The sequence below is a fragment of the Haematobacter missouriensis genome (assembly GCF_000740775.1).
GTDB lineage: Bacteria > Pseudomonadota > Alphaproteobacteria > Rhodobacterales > Rhodobacteraceae > Haematobacter > Haematobacter missouriensis.
This window is the reverse complement of sequence record NZ_JFGS01000001.1, coordinates 390,185-415,506: the sequence shown is the minus strand read 5'-3', so window position 1 is coordinate 415,506 and position 25,322 is coordinate 390,185. Positions and strand designations below refer to the sequence as shown.

Below are 25,322 nucleotides of genomic sequence, written 5' to 3'. Positions count from 1 at the left end.
CCGTTCGGGAACGCGGCCTGATACGCTTCACATGGGTGAATGGCAAGGATCGGCCATGGCGTGGGAAACGGGACTGGAGCAGCTGCTGCGCGAGGACATGGAACCGTTCGGCCATTTCGGTGAGCGGCGGATGTTCGGGGGGCTGGCCTTCTTCCGGCAGGGGAACATGATGGCAGGGCTGATCTCGCGCGGGATCTTCTATCGCATCGGCAAGGCGGCAGCCCCGGCGGCGCTGGCCCTTCCCGGAGTATCACCCTTCCAGATGGGCAGGATGCGCGCGCTTGGCGGCATCGTCCTGCTCGGGGATGAGGCGGCGGGGGACGACATGATCCGCGGCGACCTTCTGGCGCAGGCCATCCGCTTCACGGACAGCCTCCCTGCGAAATAATCAGGCGACAGGGGCCAGCAGACGGCGAAGGGCCGCCAGCGCATCTTCCTCCCGCCAGATTTCCTCTCCCACCGCAAAGAAGTCTGTCACCGGGGAAAGATCACGGACCAGATCGACCGTCAGACCGCCCTCCGCGACGACCGGAACCTCGATCATCTCAGACCACCAGGCAAAAAGCTCCCGATCCGCCACGGTGCCGTCGCCGAGACCGCCCGCGCTGACCGGGCCGAAGGCGACATAATCCGCCCCCGTCTCTCCCGCCGTCATCCCGTCATGCCTCGACGCACCGCAGAAGGCGCCCACGATGGCGTCCGCGCCAAGCGCCTCACGCGCCTTGCGCACGCCCCGCGCCCCGTCGGTCAGATGCACACCGTCAAGCCCGAGCCGCTCCACCAGCCCGACATGCCGGTCCACCACCAAAGCGACGTCCCGCACATGCGCGATCTCACGGAGCGCATCGGCCGCGCGGGCCACACGGTCCTCATCGCGGGAGACGAGAGCCAGCCGCAGACAGGCGACCTCCGCTCCGTCCAAAACAGCAGCGAGCCTCGGGCCGAAGGATTCCACCTCGAAATCCGGGGGGGTCACGAGATAAAGCTGCGGCCGGTCCTGATCTTGGTCTTGCATCGCTGGCTCCTGAAACGTGAGCCGCTATAGCCGGGATTTCGGCTCTTTGCCAGCACCTCAGGCCCGCTGGCGGGAACCGTCGCGCACGGCGGTTTCGCTCCAGGCGGCGATGCTCTTGCGCCCGTCGAAATCCCGCACCCGGACTGGCGGATGCAGGATCACCTCCACTGCGCCACCGCGCGGAGCAGCCAGAACGCTCAGCGCATGCGGGCCGAAATCCATGTCGCCGAACCATGCGTGAAAGCGCGGATCCTCCCCCCCCGGCGCGTGGTAGCGAACCGATACCGGCTGCACCTGCAACTTCTCCCGCAGGCCGGGAAGAAAGAGCGACTCGAAAAGCGCGGGCTTGAAGGGCAGGATGCGGCGGCCGTCGGAACTGGTGCCCTCGGGGAAGAACAGCATCAACTCACCCTCCGCCAGCCGATGCGCCAACTCATCGCGTTGCTGAGCGGCCAGCTTCGGATCGCGGGTGACGAACATCGTTCCCGTCCCCCGCGCGAGCAGGCCGATGCCGGGCCAGTCCGCAACGTCATCCTTGGAGACGAAGGTCACAGGCGCACTCGCGCCCAGCACGAGGATGTCGAGCCAGGAGGAATGGTTGGCCACAAGGATCCCGGCACCCGTCATCGGCTGTCCGCGGCGCGTGAAGGAAATACCCAGCAGCGCCAGGTCGATACGGCAGATGACCTGCTTGATCCGCGCGGTCACCGGACGCCCCCCGCGGGCGAGGGGGCGCTCCACGAGCCGCACCATCAGGATAAGCAGGAGCGCCGGAAAGGTGATGGCCACCATCGGCACCACACGGCAGATCACCCTGATCCACCCGCGCATGTCAGGTCGGTTGAGCGCGGGGGGCGGCTCCTCGGGCTGCCAGGTGCGGCTCACGCGGATTGCCCCCGGCCGCGGGTATAGAAGCCGCGATGCTGTGCAGACATATGCGTGGTGTCAACGATGAGGCAGACATCCGTCGTATTGAAGGCCGCGTCCCGCCATGCGCCCTCGCCCACAACACCGCCGAGCCGGAGGTAGGCGCGTATGAGGGGCGGCATCGCGGCAAGCGCGCGGTTCTTGTCATCCGGCGTCACCGGCATCAGGTCCATCGGCTGCGCCGACGCGCCCCACGCCCGTACCCGGAGGATTTCCGGCGCGAGGTGATGAGCATGGAGCCATGAGAGGGGAAGCGCTAGGGCGTCCACATCTGTCCCGTGGAAACTGGCCGTCCCGAAGAGAATCTCGATCCCCCGTTCCATGACATAGTCCGCAAGCGCGCTCCACATGACGAACATCGCGGCGCTTCCGCGATAATCCGCATGGACACAGGATCTGCCCAATTCCAGAAGCTTCCGGCCGGAGACAAGCAGCGGCGCAAGATCATACTCATTCTGCGTATAGAATCCGCCCGCAAGCTCCGCCCGCTCTCCCGGCAGCAATCTGTAGACCGCCGCGACGCGCCCCTTCACATCGTCGAAAAGCAGAAGATGGTCGCAGAATGGATCGTAGCGGTCACATTCCAGCTGGTCCTCATGATCGACCAGCGGCCCCGTAGCACCCAGTTCCGCCACGAAGACTTCGTATCGGAGCCGCTGCGCGTCCCGGATATCCTGCGGCGTACTGGCCAGCCGGACGGAGAATTGCGATCCCGTCCTGGCAAGAGGCGCATTTTGCATGGGCGTCTCCGTCCTGTTCATGACTGTCTATGGCCTGCCCCACAGGGTGACAAGGCCGAGGGGGCCCATGGTCTGCAAATCACGATCCGGTAACCGTTTCTTAACGGACATCGGGGAGAGTGGCGTCAGTGCCCCCCGTCGAACACGGGAATGAGATCCACCCGGGACGCGTCGATGACCACCTTGCCCGCATGTTCGAAATTTACGGTGGCGCGGCCACCGATATTGGACTGCACTTGTCCCAGACCCCACTCCGGGGCATTCGGATGACGTACGAGCATGCCCGGCTCCAGAAGGCCTGCCATACTGCTCATCGACGCCCCCAAAGCCGATTGGAAAGACCATGACCCATGACACCCCCGATATTGGCGCGCTGATCGGCTCGCGCATCTGTCACGATCTTATCAGTCCGCTGGGCGCGATCGGCAATGGGCTTGAGCTTCTGCGTATGACGGGCGATCCGGCCGGGGAGGAAATGTCTCTCATAGGGGATAGCGTCGCCCACGCAAACGCCCGTATCCGGTTCTTCCGCATTGCCTATGGCATGGCGGGCGCGGAACAGAGTGTGGCGCCCAGCGAATTGCGGGAGATAGTTGAGGGGCTGTGGGGCCAAGGCCGCATTCAGGTTGACTGGCAGGCGGCGAGCACCTCCCGGCAGGAAGTAAAGCTTGCCCTCCTCCTGCTGCAATGCCTTGAGACCGCCCTGCCTCGCGGCGGGCGGATCGAGGTTCGTCACGAAGGAGAATGGCTTCTGCTCGCCGAAGGAGACCGCATGCGGATGGAGGAGAGCCATTGGGCCTGCCTGCAAAAACCCGGCCAGACTACAGAGCTCGGTGCCGCGCAGGTTCAGTTTCTGCTCGCACCGATGGAAGCCGCCCGGCAGCAGCGGTGTATCAGGGTGCACATTGGGGACAGGTTGGAGATCCGCTTCTAGCGGCATCGCTACTGCAGGCGCAGGCCAATTTCACAAGGACACTGCCTATGCTGCATGTTGATCACACACAGGTGTTGGCGCGGGCATTACTTTTGACTTTTGCTGACAGTGGGAAATGAGAGCGCATGGGATCAAGCCGGCCGATGTCACGAAGGCATGTTTCTGAGGACAAACGCGTGATGGGCAGCAGGCCCGCCCATCCTGAAGGGAAAGTTCGGGCGCCTTCGGACCGACCGTTGGGAGCAGTCCCGGCGCGCCCTGTCCAATCAGCGCGATCTCCAGCAGGATTGAAAAGCTATTGGTATAAAGACCTGCGAGCTCGTCGAAAAAAGGCAGGAGATCACAAAAAATCCCCTCATCGCGACCTTGGTCCATAGATAGTGGCGGCCTCGCTATATGACATTCGCCAGCCAAATGCGCATAGGGACCGACCTATTGGGTATCGGCCCAGCGGTGGCATCGACACTGATGTCTTCTTGACCGTTACACTCGCCAGACCGGCCATTTGTCCTGCAGGTTCAGTGGCAGAGATTCGCCTTGCAGCGAACTGGTCTTTTGTTGCGGCCTCATCAGATCGTAAAATGCGCGGGCAGTCGGCGCCTTACCGCATCGCTCAGTCACGCAGTCGGGTCGGCTTTTGTCGCGAGAGACAATTCTACTTCCACCAACCGTTCCTGCGCCTCCCTCAGAGGAGGTGAATTCTGCCAACGCAGAAACTCGGATCAGCTATCGCACCGCGGGGACGGCGCGATAGCAGGAGCAGGAAAGGGGCTCATCCTAGCCGGCCCTGTTAGAGTGCGTCGTATCGGGCGCGCTGCCGGGCTGTCCAGAGGACTGTCACGTGCCAGCCGTCCTCTCCCGGCGCCTCGCTCTCCACCACGTTCTGTTCATGAAGCCAGGCACGGCGCCGGCCATCCTCGAAGGGAAGCACGAGATCGCGTAGCGTCCGTTCCTCGCTTAACCGTTCCGAGACGGCTGCAAGCAGCGGGTCAAGCCCCTCTCCCGTAAGGGCAGAGGCGACGAAGACGTTGGGTGTGCGTGCCGCAAGCACCTCAACCACATCCCGAGACTCTTGCAAGAGCTGGTCGATCTTATTCCAGACCTCCAGCATGGGGACTTCATCCCGCACCCCAAGTTCCGCAAGGATCCCCTCCACATCAGCCTTTTGCGCCTCCGTCTCAGGGTGAGAAATATCGCGGACATGGAGGATCAGGTCGGCCTCAAGCACCTCTTCCAGCGTAGCGCGAAAAGCCGCGACGAGCTGCGTTGGCAGATCGGAGATGAAGCCCACTGTATCGGAAAGAATCACCTCCCGCCCGGATGGCAGCGTCACACCCCGCATCGTCGGATCCAGAGTGGCGAAAAGCATGTCCTTCGCCAGAACCTCTGCGCCTGTCATCCTGTTGAAAAGTGTGGATTTTCCAGCGTTCGTATAACCCACCAGAGCCACGATGGGATAGGGCACCTTGCGCCGTGCGGCCCTGTGGAGCTCCCGCGTCTTGACGACCTTGGCGAGCTGGCGGCGAATCCGGGTGACGGCTTCGTCGATGGCGCGGCGGTCGGCCTCGATCTGCGTTTCCCCAGGCCCGCCGACAAATCCGAGCCCACCGCGTTGCCGCTCAAGGTGGGTCCAGGCGCGGACCAGCCGGGTGCGTTGGTAGGAGAGCGCGGCAAGCTCGACCTGCAACACCCCTTCCCGCGTGCGGGCACGATCGGCGAAGATTTCGAGAATCAGCCCCGTCCGATCGAGGAGCTTTACCCCCCAGGCCTTCTCCAGATTACGCTGCTGCACCGGCGTGACCGGCCCGTCGATGAGGACGAGGCCGATTTCCTCGTCCTTGAACAGCTCGGCCAGCTCTTCGACCTTGCCGGAGCCGAACAGTTTGCCAGGTGCAACCTTAGGCAACCGGACAACGTCTGCGCCGACCACCTCAAGCCCAGGAAGAGCCGCGGCGAGCGCCACCGCCTCCTCCAGCCGGTGCTCGGGAAGCCGGTCACCGCCATCACGACCGCTTGCGGAACCCTTGATATCGGGATGAACCACATAGGCGCGCGTGGGCGCGCTGTGGGTGGATTGTTCGTCGGAAAAAATCAGTCCTCACCCTCATAAAGGCTGATCGGCTGACCGGGCATGATCGTGGAAATCGCGTGTTTATACACAAGCTGCGACTGACCGTCCCGGCGCAGAAGTACGCAGAAATTGTCAAACCACGTGATGACGCCCTGCAACTTCACGCCGTTGATCAGAAAGATCGTCACGGGGATCTTGGCCTTCCTGACGTGATTGAGGAAAGCGTCCTGCAGGTTCTGCTTATCGGCGGCCATGGGTAAACCCTGTTTTTCTGTTATTGGTCTTGCGGCCTGCGGCGGAACCGGCCCTCGTCCTCACAAGATTATGATGGCAGGCGGAGGGAGATTCCAGCCCCAATTTCCGACTATTGCCGCCATGTGCCCGGCGCGACAAGCGCAATGAGAGCCAGGATCTCCATCCGGCCCGCCACCATGCCCCCCGCCATCACCAGCCGCGCCCAACCATCCACTGCCGCCACGCTGAGCGGGGGCTGCGTGCCCATCCCCAGCAAAGGGCCGGTCGTAGTGATGGAAGAAATGGAGAAAATGATCGATTCTTCCAGCCCCAGACCCGTCAGCGTCAGGATCAAGACCATCCCGGCGAGCGAGAGCGCGACAAGCATGAAGAACAGCCATGCGATGAAGGCGCCTTCCCGCCGCAGATGCCGCCTGAAGGGCCCACCGCCACCGAGCGAATGGGGATGCAGGATTCGCTCCATCTCCCGCTGGCCGTGGAGATAGAGCGCGTAGATCCGCAGAATCTTCACGCCGCCCGCTGTCGTGGCGACCCCGCCGCCGACAAGGCAGAGAGCGATGAGAAACAAACCGGGCGCAGTCATCCCCTGCCAGAGTGGGCCAGCGGCCCAGTCCGCGCTCCGAAAGCCGGTGGTGGTCAGGAAGGACAACCCGGTAAACCCGGCACCCCATAAGGCGGAAAGAACCTGTCCCAACCCCGGAAATGCATCCCGCCTGATCGCCTCCGCGATAAGCACGCCCACGATGATCAGAGGAACAATTACGGCTGCCGCCATACCGAGACGGAACTCTGGATCGGCAGACAGGGGAAAGGATTGGCGTGAAGCCCGGCCGAGCGGCATCGTCCGGCGCGAAAGGGCGAAAAGAAGAAACGGCAGGATCGCCGCCTCTCCCCAGCGACCGGAGGGGGTGGCCGTCCCTGGGGGAAGCGGGCTGATGCCGCTGGTCGAGAGGGTGGACATCGCATGGCAGATCGCGACCAGCGTCGTATCCCCTGCCGCTGCCAGAAGCAGGCCGAGCGCCGCGGTCAGCCCCACATAGACCGGGAGCAGCAGACTGATCTGCTGCAGCAGCCGCTCCGGCAGGTCCGCCACCGCGATGCCGGCTGGTCCCTGCTTGCCCGAGAATCCCACCGATCCGGGGTTGAGAACCTCAAATCCGCCAAGGTTCATGGGCGCCAGCACCGCAAAGGCAGTGACCAGGACGAAGAACCCGCCCATCCAGCCCACCATCGCCCGCCAGAGATGGAGAGAGGGAGCCAGACGCTCCGCATCATAGAGCGTGGCGCCGGTGGTAGTGAAGCTCGACACCATTTCAAACCAGCCATTCGCGTAGCTGGTGTTCCCCAGGGCCTCCACAAAGGGGAGAGCGAGGATCAGCGGAAAGGCGGTATAGGCCAGGAGAAGCTGGAGAAGTTGGCTCCGCGAAGCGGTCCCGAACCGCCGGCCGGAAAGCGCCAGCGCAGTCAGCCCCGTGACGAACAGCACCATCGTGCCGCTGTAGAAGAAGGCGCGCGCGACCCCATGGTTCCGAAACGCCAGCGCGTGAGCGGCGGGCACATACATCGCCAGCCCTCCGAAAGCCGTGAGCGGGACGAACAGCGGCAGCGCGAAAAGCCGTTCCATCAGAAGAAGTCGATTGACACCTGGAGCAGCCGCTCCACCTGCGGGATGTCCGGGGTCAGCGCAAAGATGGCGATCACGTCCCCTTCCTCCAGCCGGGTCTTGCTGTCCGGCTTGATGTAGCGCCCGCCCCGCAGAATACCGCCGACCAGCACGCCTTCCGGAAATTCGATCTCCCGGATCATGTTGCCTGCGAGGGGAGACGTGGAGAGCACCTGTGCCTCAATGATCTCCGCCTCCGAATCGCCGATGGAATAGAGCGCCCGCACCCGCCCGTGACGGATGTGCCGCAGGATGGAGGAGACGGTGGTGGCGCGCGGGTTGATGTAGGCATCGATGTTCAGCGCGGGCATGAGCTGCGCCATGCTGGGATCGTTGATGAGCGCGATGGCAAGCTTCGCGCCCTCCGCCTTCGCCCGCACGCAAGCAAGAAGGTTCGTCTTGTCATCATCCGTCACCGCGACGATGGCATCGGCCTTGTCCACCCCCGCCTCGCGCATGAGTTCTGCGTCCAGCCCGTCGCCGTTCAACACGATGGTCCGTTGCAGCATGTCCGCGGCGGTCTCCGCCTTCCCCCGGTCCCGTTCGATGATGCGGACGCGCACCCGGTTGGCCCCTGCCTCCAGCTTGCGCGCCACGGTCAGGCCGACAGCCCCACCGCCGAGGATCACGATGCGTTCCTGCGGTGCCACGACCTTGCCGAAGACCTCCAGCGTGCGGTCCACATCCTTTGTGTCGGTGAAGGCATAGACCTGATCGCCGGGGAAAAGCTGATCCTCCGCCTCCGGGGCGAAGAGCCGGTCCTCCCGCCGCACGCCGACGATGATGGTGCCGAGCGTCGGGAACAGGTCGGAAAGCTGGCGCAGCGGCGTGTTGAGCACGGCGCAGTCCTCGCTGATCGCGATACCCAGAAGCTGGGCCTTGCCGCCGAAGAAGCTTTCGGTATCAAAGGCGGAAGGCGCGGCGATCCGTTGCAGCGCGGCCTCCGCCACCTCCCGCTCGGGCGAGATCACCACGTCGATGGGCAATTGGTCGCGGCGGTAGAGATCGGCATAAGCCGGGTCGAGATAGCTCTGCGCCCGGACACGGGCGATCTTGCGCGGGACATTGAACACGGAATGCGCCACCTGGCACGCAACCATGTTCACCTCGTCCGAATGGGTTGCGGCGATCACCATGTCGGCATCCCGCGCCCCTGCGCGGTCAAGCACGTCGGGGTAGCTAGCGTAGCCGACCAGCCCCCGCACTTCCAGCGTGTCGGAAATGCGCGCGATGAGCTGAGGATTGCTGTCCACCACCGTAACGTCGTTGCGCTCACCGGCAAGCTGCCGCGCGATCTGCCAGCCCACCTGCCCGGCTCCGCAGATGATGACCTTCATCGCGCTGGCTCCCGCTCATTCCATTGGCTAGGTTGCAGAGCCTGCCGCGCCCGTCAACCGGGCAGAGGCTTTCGCCCCGCCCCCCGTTGCAGAGCGTGGCGCTGCTACTCCGCCGCGTTCAGAACCTCATCCTCCTCGTCCTCGTCGGCCCCGCGACCGCCGCCCTTGGTGTTGACGACGCCGAGCGACTTCAATTTACGGTGCAGCGCCGACCGCTCCATGCCCACGAAATTGGCCGTGCGGCTGATGTTGCCGCCGAAGCGGTTGATCTGGGTCAACAGGTATTCCCGCTCGAACAATTCCCGCGCCTCGCGGAGCGGCAGCGTGGCCAGCGCGCCGGAAAGCGCGACACGTCCCTCTCCGCCCTGTCCCTCGTTGCGCGACGGCACCTCGCGCGCCTCGATGGGGCCCGAGCCTTCGGAGAGGATGAGGATCCGCTCCAGCACGTTCCGCAGCTGCCGGACGTTACCCGGCCACGGCATCGTCTGGAGAAGGGCAGCGGCATCCTCAGAAAGCGGCCGGTTCGGCAAGCCCTGCGTCTTGTGAAGCTGGCCCAGGAAATAGGCGGAGAGTTCAGGAATATCCTCGCGCCGCTCCTCCAGCGAGGGAACGACGATCGGCACAACGTTCAGCCGGTCGAAAAGCTCCTGCCGGAAGCGCCCGGCGCCGATCTCACCCTTCAGGTTCCGCGTGGTGGAGGAGATGACGCGGAGATCGACGCGCACCTTCGCCGCGCCGCCGACCCGGGTGAACTGCTGCTCGGTGAGCACGCGGAGGATCTTCGACTGCGTTCCGAGGGGCATGTCTGCGACTTCGTCGAAATAGATCACACCGCCATGAGCCTGCTCTAGAAGCCCGGTTTCCACCCCCCGCTCAGTCTCGCGGCCGAAAAGCACTTCCTCCATGCGTTCCGGTTCGATCCCGGCCGAGGATACCGTGACGAACGACGCCGAGGCACGGTTCGAACCGGCATGGATGAACCGCGCTGCCGCCTCCTTGCCGGAGCCAGCCGGGCCGCTCAGCATCACGCGCCCGTTCGACTTCGTCACCTTGTCGAGCTGCGACTTCAGCCCCCGGAAGGCGGCGGAGCTTCCCAGCATCTCACCGCTTGTCACTTCCTTTCGCCGCAGATCCGCGTTCTCCCGTCGCAGGCGCGACGCCTCCATCCCGCGCTGCACCACCACCATCAGCTGGTCGATGTTGAAGGGCTTCTCGATGAAGTCGTAGGCGCCCTGCCGGATCGCAGCCACCGCGATCTCGATATTGCCGTGGCCAGAGATGATGATGACGGGAATGTCGGGGTTGTTCCGCTTCACCGTCTTCAGGATGTCGATCCCGTCCATACCGCTGTCCTTCAGCCAGATGTCGAGGATCATGAGCGCCGGTGCCTCCCGGTTCAGCTCCGCCATGCATTCATCCGAATTGGAGGCGAGCCGGACGGTGAAGCCATCGTCCCGCAGGATGTCGCCGACCAGTTCGCGGATGTCCCTTTCGTCGTCCACAACAAGTATGTCGCCCATCGTCCTACCCCTTTTCAGCCGTTTGCGGCCCGTTCTTTGGTTTTTACGAGAGTGCTGCGGACGCTGTCCGTCCGTACGAGCCGCGGCAGCCGGATTTCCGCCAGCGCGCCGCGATGCGCCCCTTCCGAGAAGGGTTGCGCGTCGAGAAGGGCAAGTGTGCCGCCATGCTCCTCGACGATTTTCTTGACGATGGGAAGGCCGAGCCCCGTGCCCTTGTCCCGGGTCGTCACATATGGCTCGAAGAGCCTGCCACGGTCCTCCGGCAGACCCGCGCCGTTATCGGCGATGCAGATGACCGCGCCTTCCGCGGTGTCCTCCAGCGAGACGCGGATCTCCGGCCGGTATCCTTCCGGCGCGCCCGTCTCCACCAGTGTCTCTATCGCCTCGCCCGCGTTCTTGATGAGATTGGTCAGCGCCTGCGAGAGCATGGTCGCGTCCACATCCATCGCCACCGGATGATCGGGCAGCGTCGCGGAGATGCTCACGCCGGGCTGGCCGTTCTGTTGCAGGACCACCGCGTCTCGCACGAGTTTCGTCAGGTCCTGCTCCCGCCGATCCGGCTCCGGCATGCGGGCGAATTTGGAGAACTCGTCCACGATCCGCCGCAGGTCTCCGGTCTGCCGGATGATGACTTCGGTGTATTGGGCGAGCGTGGCCGCATCCTCCTCCCCCATCTGTCTTCCGAAACGGCGACGGATACGCTCGGCAGAGAGCTGAATCGGGGTGAGCGGGTTCTTGATCTCATGCGCGATACGTCGTGCGACATCCCCCCAGGCGGCCATCCGCTGTGCGGAGACGAGATCCGAGACATCGTCGAAAGCCACCACGTATCCTTCCAGCGCACCGTCCGAGTTCCGCCGGATCGCGATGCGGACCAGAAGCTGGAAGAGGCGCCCGGAGCGGCTGACGGGGATCTGCTCCTGCACGGTCTCCGCCCCACCCTGTTGCAGCCTGTCCAGCAGGGTGCCGAACTCCGGCACGGAGAGGGCGAGTTCCTGCCCTTCCGGGGCGGAGGAAAGCTCCAGAAGCCGCTGACCCGAACGGTTCAGGAACAGCACCCGCCCCGCCGCATCCATGCCGATCACGCCCGGCGTCACCGAGCGAAGCACCGAGTCGAAAAGGCGCCGCTGCTCCTCGGTGCTGCGGTGGGCATCCAGAAGCGCCTCTCGCTGGACCTTGAGCTGGCGGGTCATCTGGTTGAACACCCGGCCCAGCATGGCGATTTCGTCGTCCCCCGGTTCTTCCTGCACATGAATGTCGAGATCCCCGCTCCCGACGCGCTGCGCAGCCCCGGCCAGCCGCCCGACCGGCCGTGACAGTCGTTCCGCGAACCACAGGCCGAGCCAGATGGCCGCGAGCAGCAGGATGACGGCGAACCCGACGTAGAGCAGGCCGAACTCGAACAGCAGCCGCCCCCTGTCCCGCTCGAGCTGCTGGTAGAGGCCGACGGTCTGCTTGGTATCGTCGAGCAGGCTGAGGATCTGCCCGTCCACCGACCGCGAAACGTAAAGATAGCGATCCACGTATTGGTCGAGCGCGATGAGGGTGCGGAATTCGTTGTTGTCCCAGTCCTCGATGACGACCGTTTCACCCTCCGAGGCACGGCGCAGCTGATCGTCGGTCGGTTTTTCGTAGTCGAACAGGTAGGAGCGTTCGCCGCGCGCCTTCAGCTCTCCCCCGCCGTCGATGACATATGCCTCGCGGATGCCACGCTGGATCTGGCCCTGACCCTGCGTCAGCACCTCACGGAGCGTGCCGTCGGAGGGAAGAAGGGTCCGGCGGCGGAAATCGTTCAGGTAGGCCGCCAGCGCCTCCACATCCTCCACTAGGTCGCGGCGATGTTCGTCTTCATAGGCTTCGGCTGCAGCGAGGGAGGTGGAAAGAACGTTCCGCACCCTGTCGGAGAACCACCCCTCAAGCCCCACGTTGACCGTCAGCATGGCAAAGACCGCGACGAGCACTGTCGGGACCAGCGCCACGACGACGAAGACGCCGGTGAGTCGCAGGTGCAGCCGCGATCCGGCGGAATGCGCCCGCCTTGCCGCCACCATCTGCGCCACGCGCTGCGCGACCAGCGCCGCCACGACGAGCGTATAGACAAGATCGGCCAGCAGGACGAGCCGCAGCCCCGTCGATCCCGTGCCTTGCTCCAATGGTCCCAACGCGAAAAGCGTGAGCCACGCCAGCACCGGTCCCAGGATCACCAACCCAAGAGTGGCGAGGTTCTGCACCCGGCGCTGCCGGCGCAGATGGGCGAGCCTTGCCGCCCAGGACGCGCTGCTACGAGCCGTGCGTTGCACGGTTCCCCCTCGGTATTCGCCGCTTTCGCGGATCCGCCAACATGAGTGGCCTTCTCCCGGCGTGAAGCCGGCGGGCCACATTATGTTGCCGTTTTACATCAGCTTCCGCCTCCGTGTCACGCGAATATCAAGGTCGGTGATCTTCTTGCGCAAGGTATTGCGGTTAATGCCCAGCAGATCGGCACATTTCGCCTGGTTTCCGGCGGTTGCATCCAGTGCGATCTCGATCAGCGGGATTTCCACTTCCTTCAGAATGCGCTGGTAGAGGCCGGGCGGCGGCAGTGTTCCGCCGTGCAGGTCGAAATACCGCTTCAGATGCTTGCCCACGGAGGCAGAGAGCCGTTCGCCTTCTCCCCCCGCACGAAGCGGCTCCATGGAGGGTTGATTGCCCAGCACGGCATCAACCTCCCCCCGCGCGATCTCTTCCTCCGTGCTGGTAACGACCAGACGCCGGATGGTGTTTTCGAGTTGCCGCACGTTACCCGGCCATGAGTAGGTGCGAATCACCTCCATGGCGTCGGAAGAGAAACGGCGCAGCGCGCCGGTGTCGCGCTCCCCCCGGCTCAGGAAGTGTTCCGCCAGCAAGGGAATGTCGTCCACCCGCTCGCGCAGCGCGGGAACGTTGATCGTCACGCCGCCGAGCCGGTAGTAGAGATCCTGCCGGAACGCTCCCGACTCCATGCGCTGCATCAGGTCCGCCTGACTGGTCGCCATGATGCGCGGCGCGTTCTCGCCAAGACCGTCCAGCATCCGTACGATCCGCCCCTGTGCCTCATCGTCATAGTCGGATACCTCGTCGAAGACGATGGAACCGCCGCGGGCGCGGGCGAGAATCGAGGCCGGCCCTTCCGGCGTGCCGAGTTCGGCGGCACCAGCCACCACGAAGGGCAGCATCCGCCGGTCGGAGAAATCATGGATGGCCCGCGCGATGAGGGACTTGCCCGTGCCCGATTCACCGGTGATGAGCACCGGAAGATCGGTATTCATCACACGCGCCACCAGCCGGTAGAGCGCCTGCATCACCGCCGTCCGGCCGACCAGCGGCAGATCGTCGGACTGCTCCCGCTCCTCCGCCTTGCGGGCAGGTGCGCGCCGTTTCGTCTCCAGCGCCCGGGCCGCGCGCTTCATCAGGTCCGGCAGATCGAAGGGCTTCGGCAGATAGTCATAGGCCTCCGCCTCCGCCGCCTGGATCGCAGTCATGATGGTGTTCTGGGCGGAGATGACGATGACCGGGAGGCCGGGACGCTCCTTGGAGATCTTGGGTAACGCCTCCAGCCCGTTGCCGTCGGGCATGATGACATCGGAGATCACCAGATCGCCCTTTCCTTCCTCCACCCAGCGCATCAGCGTCATGAGGGAGGATGTGGCGTGGACCTTGCAGCCCGCCCGCGTCAGCGCCTGCGTCAGGACTGTGCGGATCGTGCGGTCGTCATCGGCGACAAGAACGGTACCATCCATGGGTTATTCATCCTCCGGATGCTTCGGCGCGACGGGGGGCGCGATGGGAAGCGAGATGCGAAAAACGGTACGACCGGGAACCGAATCGACGGCGATCCAGCCGTCATGATCGGAAACGATCTTTGAAACGAGCGCGAGACCAAGGCCGGTGCCGTTCTCCTTCCCGCTCACGAACGGTTCGAAGATGTCCTGGGCGATGGCGGGCGGCAGACCAGGACCGTCGTCGATGATCTCCACCTGCAAGGGCAGGCGGCGGGGCGTGCCATCTGCGCGGCGGATCCGCAGCGCAGCGTCGTAGAAGGTGCGCAGTCTGATTCTGCCCGCACGTCTGCCGGAAGCTTCGGCCGCGTTCTTGAGCAGGTTGAGAAACACCTGAAGAAGCTGGTCGCCATCGGCATAGGTGTCGGGCAACGAGGGGTCGTAATCCTCCTCGATCACCATGTGCGCGGCATAGCCAACCAGAGCGGATTTCCGCGCGCGGTCCAGCAGGTCATGGATGTTGACGGGCTGAAGCTCCGGCGGGCGGAGGTTGCCGAACTGCTCCACCTGCTCCAGGAGCTTCACGATACGCTTGCTTTCCTCCACGATCAGGTCGGTCAGCTCCTGATCCTCGGGAGAGAGGTTCATGGATAGAAGCTGCGCCGCGCCGGTGATGCCGGCGAGCGGGTTCTTGATCTCATGGGCCAGCATCTCCGACATCCCGATCGCCGATTTCGCCGCCGACTTCACCGATTGCGCGCGACCTAGCCTGTCGGCCAGTTCACGGGGAGAAAGCAGCAGCAGAATGGCATCTGCCCCCACTTCGGGCAACGCGGAGAGGTAGAGCGTGGTCGAAACGGGCGCACGCTCGCCCGTCCCCACATCGACGGTGTTCAATGTCATTGCAACCTCGCCGCCCCTGACCCGGCGGAACGCCTCCTCCATGGGCGCGTCGATGGAAATGCGGTCGAACAGCGGCTGTCCGCGGCTGTTGCGCGCGGAGAGATTCAAAAACTCCTCCGCCGCAGGATTCATGTCGAAGATGCGGTCATCCTTATCGATGACCAGACCCGGAATGGGCAGCGCTGCCCAAAGACCGGCGGGCGGGGATGATTCAGCTATCATGCGGCCTGCCTGCCCTGCTCCGCAAAGGCGAGTCGCAACAGCGCGGGAATGCGCGGCGCATCCTCCGCCGTCAGGATTTCGCGGCGGAGAGCGGTAGGGGCGCCGGCCTCGTCCAGATACCAGCCCAGATGCTTCCGCGCGACACCCAGCCCCAGTTCAGTGCCGTAGAACGACAGCATGGCGGCATGATGCTCCGCAACCAGATCGGCCAGCGCCGGCCCGTGCGGGACTACCGGCGCCGCCGTGCCGAACCGCGTGGCGGCGATTTGCGCCAGTCGCCAGGGCCGCCCCTGCGCGCCTCGCCCGACCATCACGCCATCCGCCCCCGACAGTTTAAGCGCCTGGGCAGCGGTCGCCGTATCCACGATATCGCCATTCGCGATCACGGGGATCGAAACGGCCTCTTTCACGCGGCGGATGGCGGCCCAGTCCGCCTGTCCCTTGTAGAACTGGCATCGCGTCCGGCCGTGAATGGTGATCATGCGGATGCCTGCGGCTTCCGCACGCCGCGCGATGTCGGGTGCATTCAGCAATGCATCATCCCATCCGAGGCGGGTTTTCAGCGTCACCGGCACCTGCACCGCGCCGACCACCGCTTCGATCAGCCTGAGTGCATGATCCGGGTCGCGCATGAGCGCGGATCCCGACCAGCCGTTCACGACCCGCTTCGCCGGACAGCCCATGTTGATGTCAATGATCGCGGCGCCGCAATCTTCCACATAGCGCGCGGCCTCTGCCATCCAGTAGGCATCCCGCCCGGCAAGCTGTACGGAAGTCACGCCGTCACCGATCCCAAGTTCCGCCCGCGCTCTTGCCCGAGCGGAGGGCTTGGCCTGCACGACCTCCTGCGAAGCCACCATTTCGGATACCACCAGCCCCGCGCCGAACCCCTGCACGATTCGGCGGAACGGCAGGTCGGTGATCCCGGCGAGCGGTGCCAGAAAGACCGGAGGGTGGAGCGTCAGAGTCGCTACCTGAATCGTCAACTGCCTAATCCTTGTGCGTCAAGCTTGCAGGTATAGCGCGCCTTCCCGCTTTGCAATCGCACCCCGCCGCGACTTGGCGGAGCGACATGATGAATGAGGAATTATGCACAAATTTTAATCTAACTGCCCGATCACGCCGCGCCGTTGCCACCCGACGGCCTTCACCGTAAGCAAAGCGGAGTGAATGGAGGCGTAACGTGCTGGCAAATGTGGCTGCAACAGGCGCTGCGGAAAATGTCGCGGCATTGATCGTGGCAGCGGGTCGCGGCACGCGCGCAGGCGGTGAGATACCGAAGCAGTGGCAAGTTCTCGACGGTCGCCCCGTGCTTTCGCATACGGTGGAAGCGTTCCGGCGGGCGGGAATTTTGCGGATCGTACTGGTCGTTCACCGCGATGACATCGGGTTGGTCAAGACCCTCCTGCGCGATGGGGTAACCATGACGGCGGGCGGTGAAAGCCGAGATGCCTCGGTCCGGGCCGGGCTGGCGCTGCTGGCGGAGCGTCCGCCGCGCCACGTGCTGATCCATGACGGCGCGCGACCGCTGGTTGCCCCCGCTCTCGTCTTCCGGCTGATTTCTGCTCTGGAAAGCGGCGCGCGCGCTGCCGCTCCGGGGCTAGCCGTCACGGATGCGCTCTGGCGCGGGGTGGAGGGCCGGGTGGCGGAGGCTATTCCGCGGGCAGGCCTTTACCGGGCGCAGACCCCTCAGGCCTTCGACTTCGCCGCGATCCGTGCCGCCCACGACCGTCATCCGGGCGGCGCCGCCGATGATGTGGAGGTGGCGCGGGCCGCGGGTCTTGACGTGATGATCGTCGAAGGCGATGAGGACAATATCAAGATCACCCATCCGGGCGACTTCGCCCGTGCCGCGCGCCTTCTGGCGCAGAGGGAGACAGCAGGCGTGACACATCCCGCACCCTTTCCTGACATCCGAACCGGCAACGGCTACGATGTCCACCGCTTCCGCGACGGCGACGGCGTGGTCCTCTGCGGTATCCGCATTCCCTTCGATCAGGCGCTGGAGGGCCACTCCGATGCCGATGTGGCGATGCATGCGGTGACGGATGCGATCTACGGCGCGCTGGCGGAGGGCGATATCGGCCGCCACTTCCCGCCATCCGATCCGCAGTGGAAGGGCGCGGCCTCGGAGATCTTTCTGGCTCATGCCGCCGCTCTGGCGCGGGACCGGGGATTCGCGCTGACCCATACGGACGTGACCATCGTCTGCGAAGCGCCGAAGATCGGCCCCCATGCCCCGCGGATGCAGGCGGAGATGGCCCGGATCATGGGATTGGAGGCGGAGCGGGTCAGCATCAAGGCAACCACGTCGGAACGGCTGGGTTTCACCGGGCGGGGCGAAGGGATCGCGGCACTCGCCACGGCAACGCTGGTGAAGGCATGAGCGCGGCACGCCTCGTCGCCACCGGGTTCGGGCTGGGATATATTCCCATGGCGCCGGGCACATGGGCCTCGCTCGCCGCCGTCGCGGTCGGGGTGCTGATCCACGGATTAGGCAGCTTCCCGCTTCTGCTGCTGGCCACCCTCGCCGTCATCGCGGTGGCATGGTGGTCGATCAGTGCCGCCTTGCCGGAGATGGGCGGCGGTGATCCCTCCGAGATCGTGATCGACGAGGTGGCGGGGCAATGGCTGGCCCTGCTCGCCCCCTCCTTCGGGTTCTGGATGATGGGGCTCGACAACTGGCGCTTCCCCTATCCCGGTTGGCTCGGAGCGTTCCTTGCATTCCGGCTGTTCGATATCTGGAAACCGTGGCTTATCGGGCGCGCGGACCGGCGAGGAGACGCATGGGGTGTGCTGCTGGACGACCTGCTCGCCGGGATTTTCGCGGGCATCCTGGTGATGGTCCTCGCCGCGCTGGCGCACGGAGTCCTGATGCGATGAGCGCTGCCGGCGCCATCCCCGGAGCTGCCGCCGAACTTCTGGCAGCCGCGCGCGCGCGGGGGGCGATCGTGGCCACGGCGGAAAGCTGCACCGGCGGGTTGATCGGCGGGGCCATCACCGAAGTGCCCGGCTCCTCCGATATCTTCGACCGCGGCTTCATCACCTATTCCAACGCCGCCAAGATGGAGATGCTGGGGATCCGCCCGGAAACGCTCGCCACGCACGGGGCGGTGTCGGAGGAAATTGCGGCGGAAATGGCGGAGGGCGCGCTCGCCCGTTCCAACGCCACCCTCGCCGTCTCCGTCACCGGCATCGCGGGACCGGGCGGAAGTGAGCACAAGCCGGAGGGCCGGGTCTGCTTCGGGCTGGCGGGCGATGGAGCCACGCGGACGCAAACCGTGGAATTCGGCGCGATCGGGCGTTCCAACGTGCGGCGCGCGACCGTGGAACACGCGCTTTCCCTGCTGATCGCCGCGCTTCGTTGACCCCCTTGCATTGCGCCTGCCCCCTCCCCGGATTATAGTCGCGGGGCGCTGCGCGCGGCTTGCCAGAAAGAGATCGGAAGACCGTGAACGATACCCCTGAATTGCCCGAGGATGAGGAAAACGGCCCCGACCGCCCATCCTACGCCGGGCCGACCGTCTCCATCGCGGAGGAGATGAAATCCTCCTACCTCGACTATGCGATGAGCGTGATCGTCGCGCGCGCGATCCCCGATCTGCGCGACGGGCTGAAGCCCGTGCACCGGCGGATCCTCTACGCGATGCACGAGACCGGCAACACCCACGACAAACCCTACCGCAAGTCCGCCCGCCCGGTGGGCGACGTGATGGGGAAATACCACCCTCACGGCGACAGCGCGATCTATGACGCGCTCGTCCGTCTTGCGCAGCCCTTCTCCATGTCCCTGCCGCTGCTGGACGGTCAGGGCAACTTCGGCTCCATGGACGGGGATTCTGCCGCCGCCATGCGCTATACCGAAGTCAGGATGGACAAGCCGGCCGCCTTCCTCCTTGCCGATATCGACAAGGAGACGGTGGACTTTCAGGACAACTACGACGGCAAGGACCGGGAGCCGGTGGTGCTGCCGGCGCGCTTCCCGAACATGCTGGTCAACGGCGCGGGCGGTATCGCGGTCGGCATGGCGACCAACATTCCGCCGCACAACCTTGGCGAAGTGATCGACGCGACGCTGGCACTGATAGAGGAACCCGACCTCTCCACCGAACGGCTGATGGAATACATCCCCGCCCCCGACTTTCCGACAGGCGGCGTGATCCTCGGGCGGTCCGGCGCGCGCAAGGCCTATCTGGAGGGCCGCGGATCGGTCATCATCCGGGCCAAGACGCGGGTGGAGGAAATCCGCAAGGACCGCTACGCCATCGTGGTGGACGAGATCCCCTATCAGGTCAACAAAGCCACGATGATCGAGCGGATCGCTGAGATGGCGCGCGAGAAGCGCATCGAGGGCATCGCCCACGTGCAGGACGAAAGCGACCGCATCGGTGTGCGCGTCGTCGTCGAACTGAAACGTGACGCGACGCCTGAGGTGGTGCTGAACCAGCTCTTCCGTTTCACGCCGATGCAGGTGTCCTTCGGGTGCAACATGCTCGCGCTGAACGGCGGGCGGCCGGAGCAGCTGGCGCTGCGCGACTTCCTGACCGCCTTCCTCTCCTTCCGGGAGGAGGTCGTCGCACGGCGCACGGCCTTTGAACTCCGCAAGGCGCGGGAGCGGAGCCACCTGCTCTGCGGCTTGGCTGTTGCCGTCTCCAACGTCGATGAGGTGGTGGCCACGATCCGGTCCTCCGCCGATCCGGCAGAGGCGCGGGAGCGGCTGATGTCGCGCCGCTGGCCCGCCATGGACATCGCCGAATACATCCGCCTGATCGACGATCCGAGCCATACGATCAACGACGACGGAACCTACAACCTGTCGGAGCTCCAGGCTCGCGCGATCCTGGACCTCCGCCTGCAGCGCCTCACCGCGATGGGGGTGAAGGAGATCACCGACGAGCTGCAGGAGCTGGCCGCGAAGATCCGCGACTATCTCGACATCCTGCGCTCGCGGGAGCGGATAATGTCCATCATCTCCACCGAACTGCGCGAGGTGCGCGATGCCTTCGCCGTTCCCCGCCGGACGGAGATCGCCGACTGGTCCGGCGACATGGAGGACGAGGATCTGATCGAACGGGAGGACATGGTCGTGACCGTGACCTCCGGCGGCTACATCAAGCGCACCCCGCTGGCGGAGTTCCGCTCCCAGCGGCGGGGCGGCAAGGGTCTGTCCTCCATGTCCACCAAGGAGGACGATGTGGTGACGACGCTCTTCGTCGCCAACACCCATACGCAGCTGCTGTTCTTCACCACCGACGGAATGGTCTACAAGCTCAAGACATGGCGCCTGCCGCTGGCGGGCCGCAATGCCCGCGGCAAGGCCATTGTCAACATCCTGCCGATCGGGGCCGGTGTCTCCATCGCCGCGATCATGGCCATCGACGAGCCGGAGGTGGAATGGGATATGCTGCAGATCGTCTTCGCCACCTCGGACGGTGACGTGCGGCGCAACGCCCTTTCCGATTTCACCAACGTGAAGTCCAACGGCAAGATCGCGATGAAGCTGCCCGATGGGGTCAGCCTCGTGGGTGTCCGCATCGCCAACGAGCAGGACGACATGATGCTCGTCACCGCGCTCGGCCGGGCGATCCGCTTCCCGACGACGGACGTGCGCGTGTTCAAGGGCCGCGATTCCACCGGTGTGCGCGGCATCCGTCTCGCGGAGGAGGATGAGGTCGTCTCCATGTCCGTCATCCGGCATTTCGAGGCAACGCCGGAGGAGCGCACTGCCTACCTCAAGCAGCGCCGCCTCGTCGCGGGTGCGACGGAGGAGGTGGAGGCCGACGAGGATGAGGACGCCGTGGAGGGAGGGCAGCTCTCCACCGAGCGCTATGCGGAGATGTCCGCCATCGAGGATCTGATCCTGACGGTCACGACCTCCGGGACGGGCAAGCTCTCCTCCTCCCATGACTATCCGGTTCGCGGAAGGGGCGGCCAGGGTGTCATGGCGATGGACAAGGGCATGCGCGGAGGGCGGCTCGTCGCTTCCTTCCCCGTCGCGATGGAGGATCAGATCATGCTGGCCACCTCCACCGGCCAGTCGATCCGCTGCCCGGTCGATGGCATTTCCTTCCGTTCCCGCAGCGCGGGGGGTGTGCGCATCTTCGATACGGGTGGGGATGAACAGGTCGTCTCCGTCGCCCGGATCGCCGAACAGGCGGAAGACAGCGAGGAATGAGCAAAGGGGCTGGCGAAACGCCGGCCCTTTTCATTCGAAGGCGGCAGCACCTAGGGGGTGAAGAAAGCGGTCGGATCCCGACGGAACCGGGCCGAAATATATCAACCGCATTGAGCTTTGCGCACCCCGGGTCGTTTCGCGCGGGACGCCGGACCTGATCCTTCGCGGCTCCCCCCGAAAAGTCTGCCCGGCGCTTGGGATAGGGAGTGACCTGCTCTCCACAGGTCACAACATGCGGATACTGTCGCTTCAGCGCCGCGAAACTGCCCGGCCGGTAGAAATCATTTCCCGACACGACCGGCGCGCGCCGGTCCTGCCGCTGTCTGGCCCTTCCCAAATGCGCTTTACGGGATTAAGTGCGGCGCATGACCGAAAAGCTCCATATCATCGGCGGCGGCATGGCCGGATCGGAAGCCGCCTGGCAGGCGGCCCAGGCCGGGGTGCCCGTCGTCCTGCACGAGATGCGCCCCCAGGTGGGCACCTTCGCCCATCGCACCGGCGACTTCGCCGAGATGGTCTGTTCCAACTCGTTCCGCTCGGATGACGACGAGCAGAACGCCGTGGGCCTGCTGCACTGGGAGATGCGGGCGGCGGGCGGGCTCGTCATGACCACCGCCGACCGGCACTCCCTGCCTGCGGGCGGCGCGCTGGCGGTGGACAGAGATGCCTTTTCCGCCGATGTGACGGCACGGCTCCGCGCCCATCCGCTGATCGAAACGGTTGCGGGAGAGATCACCGAGCTGCCGCGGGACGGCCACTGGATCATAGCGACTGGCCCGCTCACTTCCGGCGCGCTGGCCGAGGCCATCCGGGCGGAGACGAGGGCAGACGCGCTTGCCTTCTTCGACGCCATCGCCCCCATCATCTATGCCGAGACGATCGACATGGACGTGGCATGGCGCCAGTCCCGCTACGATAAGGGAGAGACGGAGGAAGAGCGGACCGCCTATATCAACTGCCCCATGACGCGGCAGCAGTATGAGACCTTCATCGACGCCCTGCTCGCCGCCGACAAGACGGAGTTCCGTGAGGGTGAGACAGCGAAATATTTCGACGGCTGTCTGCCCATCGAAGTGATGGCAGAACGCGGACGTGAGACGCTCCGCTTCGGCCCGATGAAACCCGTGGGCCTGACCAACGCTCATGATCCCGCCGTGAAGCCCTATGCCGTGGTGCAGCTCCGCCGGGACAATGCGCTTGGCACGCTCTACAATATCGTGGGCTTCCAGACGAAGATGAAATACGCCGCCCAGACGGAGGTGCTTCGCCTGATCCCCGGCCTTCAGGACGCGCGCTTCGCCCGGCTGGGCGGCATTCACCGCAATACCTTCCTGAACTCACCCACCCTGCTCGATCCGCGGATGTGTCTGCGCTCGCGGCCGAATATCCGCTTTGCGGGTCAGGTGACCGGGGTGGAGGGCTATGTGGAATCCGCCGCCATGGGTCTGGTCGCAGGACGGCTTGCCGCGGCGGAGATCCTGGGCCGCGACCTGCCCCCGCCACCGCGGGAAACCGCGATGGGCGCGCTCATCGCCCATATCACCGGCGATGCGGAGGCCGCGACCTTCCAGCCCATGAACGTGAACTTCGGCCTGTTCCCGCCCATCGATGCAAAGGGTGGCCGGCGTGGGCGCAAGGACCGTTACAAGGCCTATACCGACCGGGCGAAGGAGGCCTTCTCGCACTGGCTTCCGGATATCACTTCCGCACCCGCCCATGCAGGAACCGCTGTCTGATCGGGGGGTTCCGGGGGGCGCTGCCCCTCGGGCCGGGGGGATCGGGGGGAGTGCGCTCCCCCCGACACGCCGCACCCGGTTCGCGCCCTCGCCCACGGGGCTGCTCCACCTCGGGCATGCCTTCTCCGCCCTGACGGCCAGTGCCCGCGCGACCCCGGGGCAGTTCCTGCTCAGGATCGAGGATATAGACACCGCCCGTTCCCGCCCCGACTACGAAACGGCCCTGAAGGAAGACCTGCACTGGCTGGATCTTTCCTGGCCGGAACCGGCGCTCCGTCAATCGGACCGTCGCGACGCCTATGACGCCGCTCTCGCCCGGCTGGCGGAGATGGATCTTCTCTATCCCTGCCGCTGCACGCGGGCCGACATCCGCGCGGCCCTGTCCGCCCCGCAGGAAGGTATGCCGCTGATCGGGCCGGACGGTCCTGTCTATCCCGGCACCTGCCGCGAGCGCACGATCGCCGAGGCGGGGCCGGGAGACGCCATCCGCCTCGACATGCAGCGGGCCGTGAAGCTGATCCCGCCCGGCACCGGCTTTCTGGAGACCGGACCGGAGCATCCCGGCCTGCATCTGCTGGACGCCGAGACGATGCTGCGAAACATCGGTGACATCGTTCTGGCGCGGGGGGATATCGGCGTGGCCTATCACCTCGCCGTCGTGGTGGACGATGCGTTTCAGCAGATCACCGAGGTCGTCCGCGGAGAGGACCTGTTCGAGGCGACCTTCATTCACCGCCTGCTGCAGCTGCTGCTCGCCCTGCCCACGCCCGACTACCACCATCACCGCCTCATCCGCGATGAAAACGGCAAACGGCTCGCCAAGCGGGACGATGACCGCGCAATCCGCCATTATCGGGCAGCGGGTGCCACGCCGGACGACATCCGGGCGATGCTGGAAAAGTGAAGCTCAGCCCTCTTCGGGCTGCATCAGCTCCACCTCCTCCTTCCCCCGGACAGCCGTGTAGAAGCAGCTCCGCCGGTTGGTGTGGCAGGCCGGTCCCGTCTGTTCGATGAGCACGAGCACGCAATCCCTGTCGCAGTCGAAACGGAAATCGACCAGCTTCTGCACGTGGCCGGACGTCGCGCCCTTGATCCACAACTCCTGCCGGGAACGCGACCAGTAGGTCACCTCCCCCGTTTCCAGCGTCCGCTCCACCGCAGCCTGCGTCATCCAGGCGACCATCAGCACCTCGCCCGTGCGATGGTCCTGCGCCACAGCGGGGATGAGACCGCGGTCGTCGTAGCGAAGGGTCGAGGGGTTGAACATGACAGGCTCCTGTTCATCGGGCATCGCGCCGCATATATGAGGTGGAAGCGAAAGAGGAAACCCGTGGACGATCTCGTCAAGCTCTACTCCGCGCGGCTGCTGGCACTGGCTGCCGACATTCCGCTCACCGGACGGCTTCCTGCCCCGGACGCAAGCGTCATGCGCCGCTCCCCGCTCTGCGGCTCGCAGGTGACGGTCGATGTGACGACAAAGGACGGCAGAATCGGGGAGTTCCGGCAGGACGTCCGGGCCTGTGCGCTGGGTCAGGCTGCGGCATCCGTGGTGGGTCAGGTCATCCTCGGGCGGTCCGAACCCGAGGTCCGCCGCGCCCGCGATGAACTTCGCGCGATGCTTGCCGCCGGCGGGCCGATCCCGGCGGCGCCCTTTGACGGGCTGGAGGCGCTGATGGCGGCGCGTGACTTTCCCAATCGCCATGCCTCCATCCTGCTGTCGCTCGACGCGACCGTCGCAGCGCTTGAGGAAATCGCCGCGAAAACCTGATCCCGAAGACGAAAAAGACGCCGCACATCCCTGCGGATGGCGGCGCCAGTGGCACGTCTGCGGAGGGACAGGGCCGCAGGCGGCAGGCAGACTCAGAGCAGGATCGGAAGGTGAAGCAGGACCACGAACAGCAGCGTGATCGCCGTCATGCCCAGCATATCTTCCACCAGCGTATCGGCGTGACGGGAAACGACGGACTTCAGTTGGGTCAGCATCTTGAACCTCCGTTTTGTTCCCTATTTGTTCCCTATTCTTCGTGATCTGTAAAGAACTTTTTAGGAACATTCTGTCATCCTGTGGGATTCGTCCTCCGACATGC

General features: G+C 65.1%; 24 protein-coding genes. 9 read left to right on the top strand and 15 right to left on the bottom strand.

Going from position 1 to position 25,322, the window contains the following annotated elements:
- Window positions 1-55 precede the first annotated feature (55 nt).
- Window positions 56-388: a TfoX/Sxy family protein gene (locus CG51_RS01985; RefSeq protein ID WP_035741138.1), complete on the top strand. Its 333-nt coding sequence runs from the start codon at window positions 56-58 to the stop codon at window positions 386-388.
- Here the strand turns inward: CG51_RS01985 and CG51_RS01980 are convergent, their stop codons facing one another.
- The 4 genes from CG51_RS01980 to CG51_RS01965 form a co-directional block, all read right to left on the bottom strand.
- Complete coding sequence (locus CG51_RS01980; protein ID WP_035741137.1) at window positions 389-1,015, bottom strand: thiamine phosphate synthase; 627 nt, start codon at window positions 1,013-1,015, stop codon at window positions 389-391.
- 57 nt (window positions 1,016-1,072) lie between these two features.
- A complete protein-coding gene (olsA, locus tag CG51_RS01975) occupies window positions 1,073-1,900 on the bottom strand; it encodes a lyso-ornithine lipid O-acyltransferase (protein WP_035741135.1) in 828 nt (275 codons plus the stop codon).
- Window positions 1,897-2,682: an L-ornithine N(alpha)-acyltransferase gene (gene olsB / locus CG51_RS01970; RefSeq protein ID WP_035741133.1), complete on the bottom strand. Its 786-nt coding sequence runs from the start codon at window positions 2,680-2,682 to the stop codon at window positions 1,897-1,899. Before olsB ends, olsA begins: the two co-directional genes overlap by 4 nt.
- A 125-nt stretch (window positions 2,683-2,807) precedes the next feature.
- Window positions 2,808-2,987: a DUF3553 domain-containing protein gene (locus CG51_RS01965; RefSeq protein ID WP_084694983.1), complete on the bottom strand. Its 180-nt coding sequence runs from the start codon at window positions 2,985-2,987 to the stop codon at window positions 2,808-2,810.
- Between the two features lie 38 nt (window positions 2,988-3,025).
- Between CG51_RS01965 and CG51_RS01960 the strand changes: the two genes are divergently transcribed.
- Window positions 3,026-3,616 (top strand): histidine phosphotransferase family protein, encoded by a 591-nt coding sequence (locus CG51_RS01960; RefSeq protein ID WP_035741130.1) that lies wholly within the window; start codon window positions 3,026-3,028, stop codon window positions 3,614-3,616.
- Window positions 3,617-4,406: 790 nt separating this feature from the next.
- Here the strand turns inward: CG51_RS01960 and hflX are convergent.
- From hflX to dusB, 9 genes are all read right to left on the bottom strand, one after another.
- Complete coding sequence (hflX, locus tag CG51_RS01955; protein ID WP_088233437.1) at window positions 4,407-5,711, bottom strand: GTPase HflX; 1,305 nt, start codon at window positions 5,709-5,711, stop codon at window positions 4,407-4,409.
- A complete protein-coding gene (gene hfq / locus CG51_RS01950) occupies window positions 5,708-5,941 on the bottom strand; it encodes an RNA chaperone Hfq (RefSeq protein ID WP_035705913.1) in 234 nt (77 codons plus the stop codon). The genes hflX and hfq overlap by 4 nt, the downstream gene beginning before the upstream one ends.
- 110 nt (window positions 5,942-6,051) lie before the next feature.
- Window positions 6,052-7,566 carry a potassium transporter TrkG gene (locus CG51_RS01945; RefSeq protein ID WP_035741124.1) on the bottom strand — a complete coding sequence of 505 codons (1,515 nt, stop codon included), beginning with the start codon at window positions 7,564-7,566 and terminating at the stop codon, window positions 6,052-6,054.
- Entirely contained in the window at window positions 7,566-8,942 is a 1,377-nt protein-coding gene (trkA, locus tag CG51_RS01940) for a Trk system potassium transporter TrkA (RefSeq protein ID WP_035741121.1), read from the bottom strand. Before trkA ends, CG51_RS01945 begins: the two co-directional genes overlap by 1 nt.
- A gap of 104 nt (window positions 8,943-9,046) precedes the next feature.
- Entirely contained in the window at window positions 9,047-10,462 is a 1,416-nt protein-coding gene (ntrX, locus tag CG51_RS01935) for a nitrogen assimilation response regulator NtrX (protein ID WP_035741118.1), read from the bottom strand.
- A gap of 14 nt (window positions 10,463-10,476) precedes the next feature.
- Window positions 10,477-12,762 (bottom strand): sensor histidine kinase NtrY-like, encoded by a 2,286-nt coding sequence (locus CG51_RS01930; RefSeq protein ID WP_035741342.1) that lies wholly within the window; start codon window positions 12,760-12,762, stop codon window positions 10,477-10,479.
- A gap of 93 nt (window positions 12,763-12,855) precedes the next feature.
- A complete protein-coding gene (locus tag CG51_RS01925) occupies window positions 12,856-14,220 on the bottom strand; it encodes a sigma-54-dependent Fis family transcriptional regulator (protein ID WP_035741114.1) in 1,365 nt (454 codons plus the stop codon).
- A gap of 3 nt (window positions 14,221-14,223) precedes the next feature.
- Window positions 14,224-15,324 carry a two-component system sensor histidine kinase NtrB gene (locus CG51_RS01920; RefSeq protein WP_088239110.1) on the bottom strand — a complete coding sequence of 367 codons (1,101 nt, stop codon included), beginning with the start codon at window positions 15,322-15,324 and terminating at the stop codon, window positions 14,224-14,226.
- Window positions 15,321-16,310, bottom strand: a complete 990-nt coding sequence (gene dusB / locus CG51_RS01915) for a tRNA dihydrouridine synthase DusB (RefSeq protein ID WP_035741112.1) — start codon at window positions 16,308-16,310, stop codon at window positions 15,321-15,323. The genes CG51_RS01920 and dusB overlap by 4 nt, the downstream gene beginning before the upstream one ends.
- Window positions 16,311-16,507: 197 nt before the next feature.
- On the opposite strand from dusB, the gene CG51_RS01910 reads away from it, so the two are divergent.
- From CG51_RS01910 to gluQRS, 6 genes are all read left to right on the top strand, one after another.
- Window positions 16,508-17,710, top strand: a complete 1,203-nt coding sequence (locus CG51_RS01910) for a bifunctional 2-C-methyl-D-erythritol 4-phosphate cytidylyltransferase/2-C-methyl-D-erythritol 2,4-cyclodiphosphate synthase (protein ID WP_233141340.1) — start codon at window positions 16,508-16,510, stop codon at window positions 17,708-17,710.
- Window positions 17,707-18,207, top strand: coding sequence for a phosphatidylglycerophosphatase A family protein (locus CG51_RS01905; protein ID WP_035741109.1), 501 nt, complete (start codon window positions 17,707-17,709; stop codon window positions 18,205-18,207). The genes CG51_RS01910 and CG51_RS01905 overlap by 4 nt, the downstream gene beginning before the upstream one ends.
- Window positions 18,204-18,692, top strand: coding sequence for a CinA family protein (locus CG51_RS01900; RefSeq protein ID WP_035741107.1), 489 nt, complete (start codon window positions 18,204-18,206; stop codon window positions 18,690-18,692). Before CG51_RS01905 ends, CG51_RS01900 begins: the two co-directional genes overlap by 4 nt.
- Window positions 18,693-18,775: 83 nt before the next feature.
- A complete protein-coding gene (gene gyrA / locus CG51_RS01895) occupies window positions 18,776-21,499 on the top strand; it encodes a DNA gyrase subunit A (protein ID WP_035741105.1) in 2,724 nt (907 codons plus the stop codon).
- A gap of 365 nt (window positions 21,500-21,864) precedes the next feature.
- Window positions 21,865-23,235, top strand: coding sequence for a methylenetetrahydrofolate--tRNA-(uracil(54)-C(5))-methyltransferase (FADH(2)-oxidizing) TrmFO (gene trmFO, locus CG51_RS01890; RefSeq protein ID WP_035741102.1), 1,371 nt, complete (start codon window positions 21,865-21,867; stop codon window positions 23,233-23,235).
- On the top strand, window positions 23,216-24,139 hold the full coding sequence (gene gluQRS, locus CG51_RS01885; RefSeq protein ID WP_084694981.1) for a tRNA glutamyl-Q(34) synthetase GluQRS: 924 nt from the start codon (window positions 23,216-23,218) through the stop codon (window positions 24,137-24,139). Before trmFO ends, gluQRS begins: the two co-directional genes overlap by 20 nt.
- A gap of 3 nt (window positions 24,140-24,142) precedes the next feature.
- On the opposite strand, the gene hisI is transcribed toward gluQRS, so the two are convergent.
- Window positions 24,143-24,502 (bottom strand): phosphoribosyl-AMP cyclohydrolase, encoded by a 360-nt coding sequence (gene hisI, locus CG51_RS01880; RefSeq protein WP_084694980.1) that lies wholly within the window; start codon window positions 24,500-24,502, stop codon window positions 24,143-24,145.
- A gap of 63 nt (window positions 24,503-24,565) precedes the next feature.
- Between hisI and CG51_RS01875 the strand changes: the two genes are divergently transcribed.
- On the top strand, window positions 24,566-25,003 hold the full coding sequence (locus tag CG51_RS01875; RefSeq protein ID WP_233141339.1) for an iron-sulfur cluster assembly scaffold protein: 438 nt from the start codon (window positions 24,566-24,568) through the stop codon (window positions 25,001-25,003).
- A gap of 92 nt (window positions 25,004-25,095) precedes the next feature.
- Here CG51_RS01875 and CG51_RS20900 read toward each other — a convergent pair whose 3' ends face one another.
- Window positions 25,096-25,218 carry a hypothetical protein gene (locus CG51_RS20900; RefSeq protein WP_088233434.1) on the bottom strand — a complete coding sequence of 41 codons (123 nt, stop codon included), beginning with the start codon at window positions 25,216-25,218 and terminating at the stop codon, window positions 25,096-25,098.
- Window positions 25,219-25,322 lie beyond the last annotated feature (104 nt).

Coding starts and splice junctions, on each gene's coding strand:
- trkA (WP_035741121.1), bottom strand. CDS start 8,942: ATGAAGGTCATCATCTGCGGAGCCGGGCAGGTGGGCTGGCAGATCGCG.
- CG51_RS01985 (WP_035741138.1), top strand. CDS start 56: ATGGCGTGGGAAACGGGACTGGAGCAGCTGCTGCGCGAGGACATGGAA.
- CG51_RS01960 (WP_035741130.1), top strand. CDS start 3,026: ATGACCCATGACACCCCCGATATTGGCGCGCTGATCGGCTCGCGCATC.
- gluQRS (WP_084694981.1), top strand. CDS start 23,216: ATGCAGGAACCGCTGTCTGATCGGGGGGTTCCGGGGGGCGCTGCCCCT.
- CG51_RS20900 (WP_088233434.1), bottom strand. CDS start 25,218: ATGCTGACCCAACTGAAGTCCGTCGTTTCCCGTCACGCCGATACGCTG.
- ntrX (WP_035741118.1), bottom strand. CDS start 10,462: ATGGGCGACATACTTGTTGTGGACGACGAAAGGGACATCCGCGAACTG.
- CG51_RS01925 (WP_035741114.1), bottom strand. CDS start 14,220: ATGGATGGTACCGTTCTTGTCGCCGATGACGACCGCACGATCCGCACA.
- hisI (WP_084694980.1), bottom strand. CDS start 24,502: ATGTTCAACCCCTCGACCCTTCGCTACGACGACCGCGGTCTCATCCCC.
- CG51_RS01945 (WP_035741124.1), bottom strand. CDS start 7,566: ATGGAACGGCTTTTCGCGCTGCCGCTGTTCGTCCCGCTCACGGCTTTC.
- CG51_RS01965 (WP_084694983.1), bottom strand. CDS start 2,987: ATGGCAGGCCTTCTGGAGCCGGGCATGCTCGTACGTCATCCGAATGCC.
- olsB (WP_035741133.1), bottom strand. CDS start 2,682: ATGCAAAATGCGCCTCTTGCCAGGACGGGATCGCAATTCTCCGTCCGG.
- CG51_RS01920 (WP_088239110.1), bottom strand. CDS start 15,324: ATGATAGCTGAATCATCCCCGCCCGCCGGTCTTTGGGCAGCGCTGCCC.
- CG51_RS01980 (WP_035741137.1), bottom strand. CDS start 1,015: ATGCAAGACCAAGATCAGGACCGGCCGCAGCTTTATCTCGTGACCCCC.
- CG51_RS01905 (WP_035741109.1), top strand. CDS start 17,707: ATGAGCGCGGCACGCCTCGTCGCCACCGGGTTCGGGCTGGGATATATT.
- hfq (WP_035705913.1), bottom strand. CDS start 5,941: ATGGCCGCCGATAAGCAGAACCTGCAGGACGCTTTCCTCAATCACGTC.
- CG51_RS01900 (WP_035741107.1), top strand. CDS start 18,204: ATGAGCGCTGCCGGCGCCATCCCCGGAGCTGCCGCCGAACTTCTGGCA.
- trmFO (WP_035741102.1), top strand. CDS start 21,865: ATGACCGAAAAGCTCCATATCATCGGCGGCGGCATGGCCGGATCGGAA.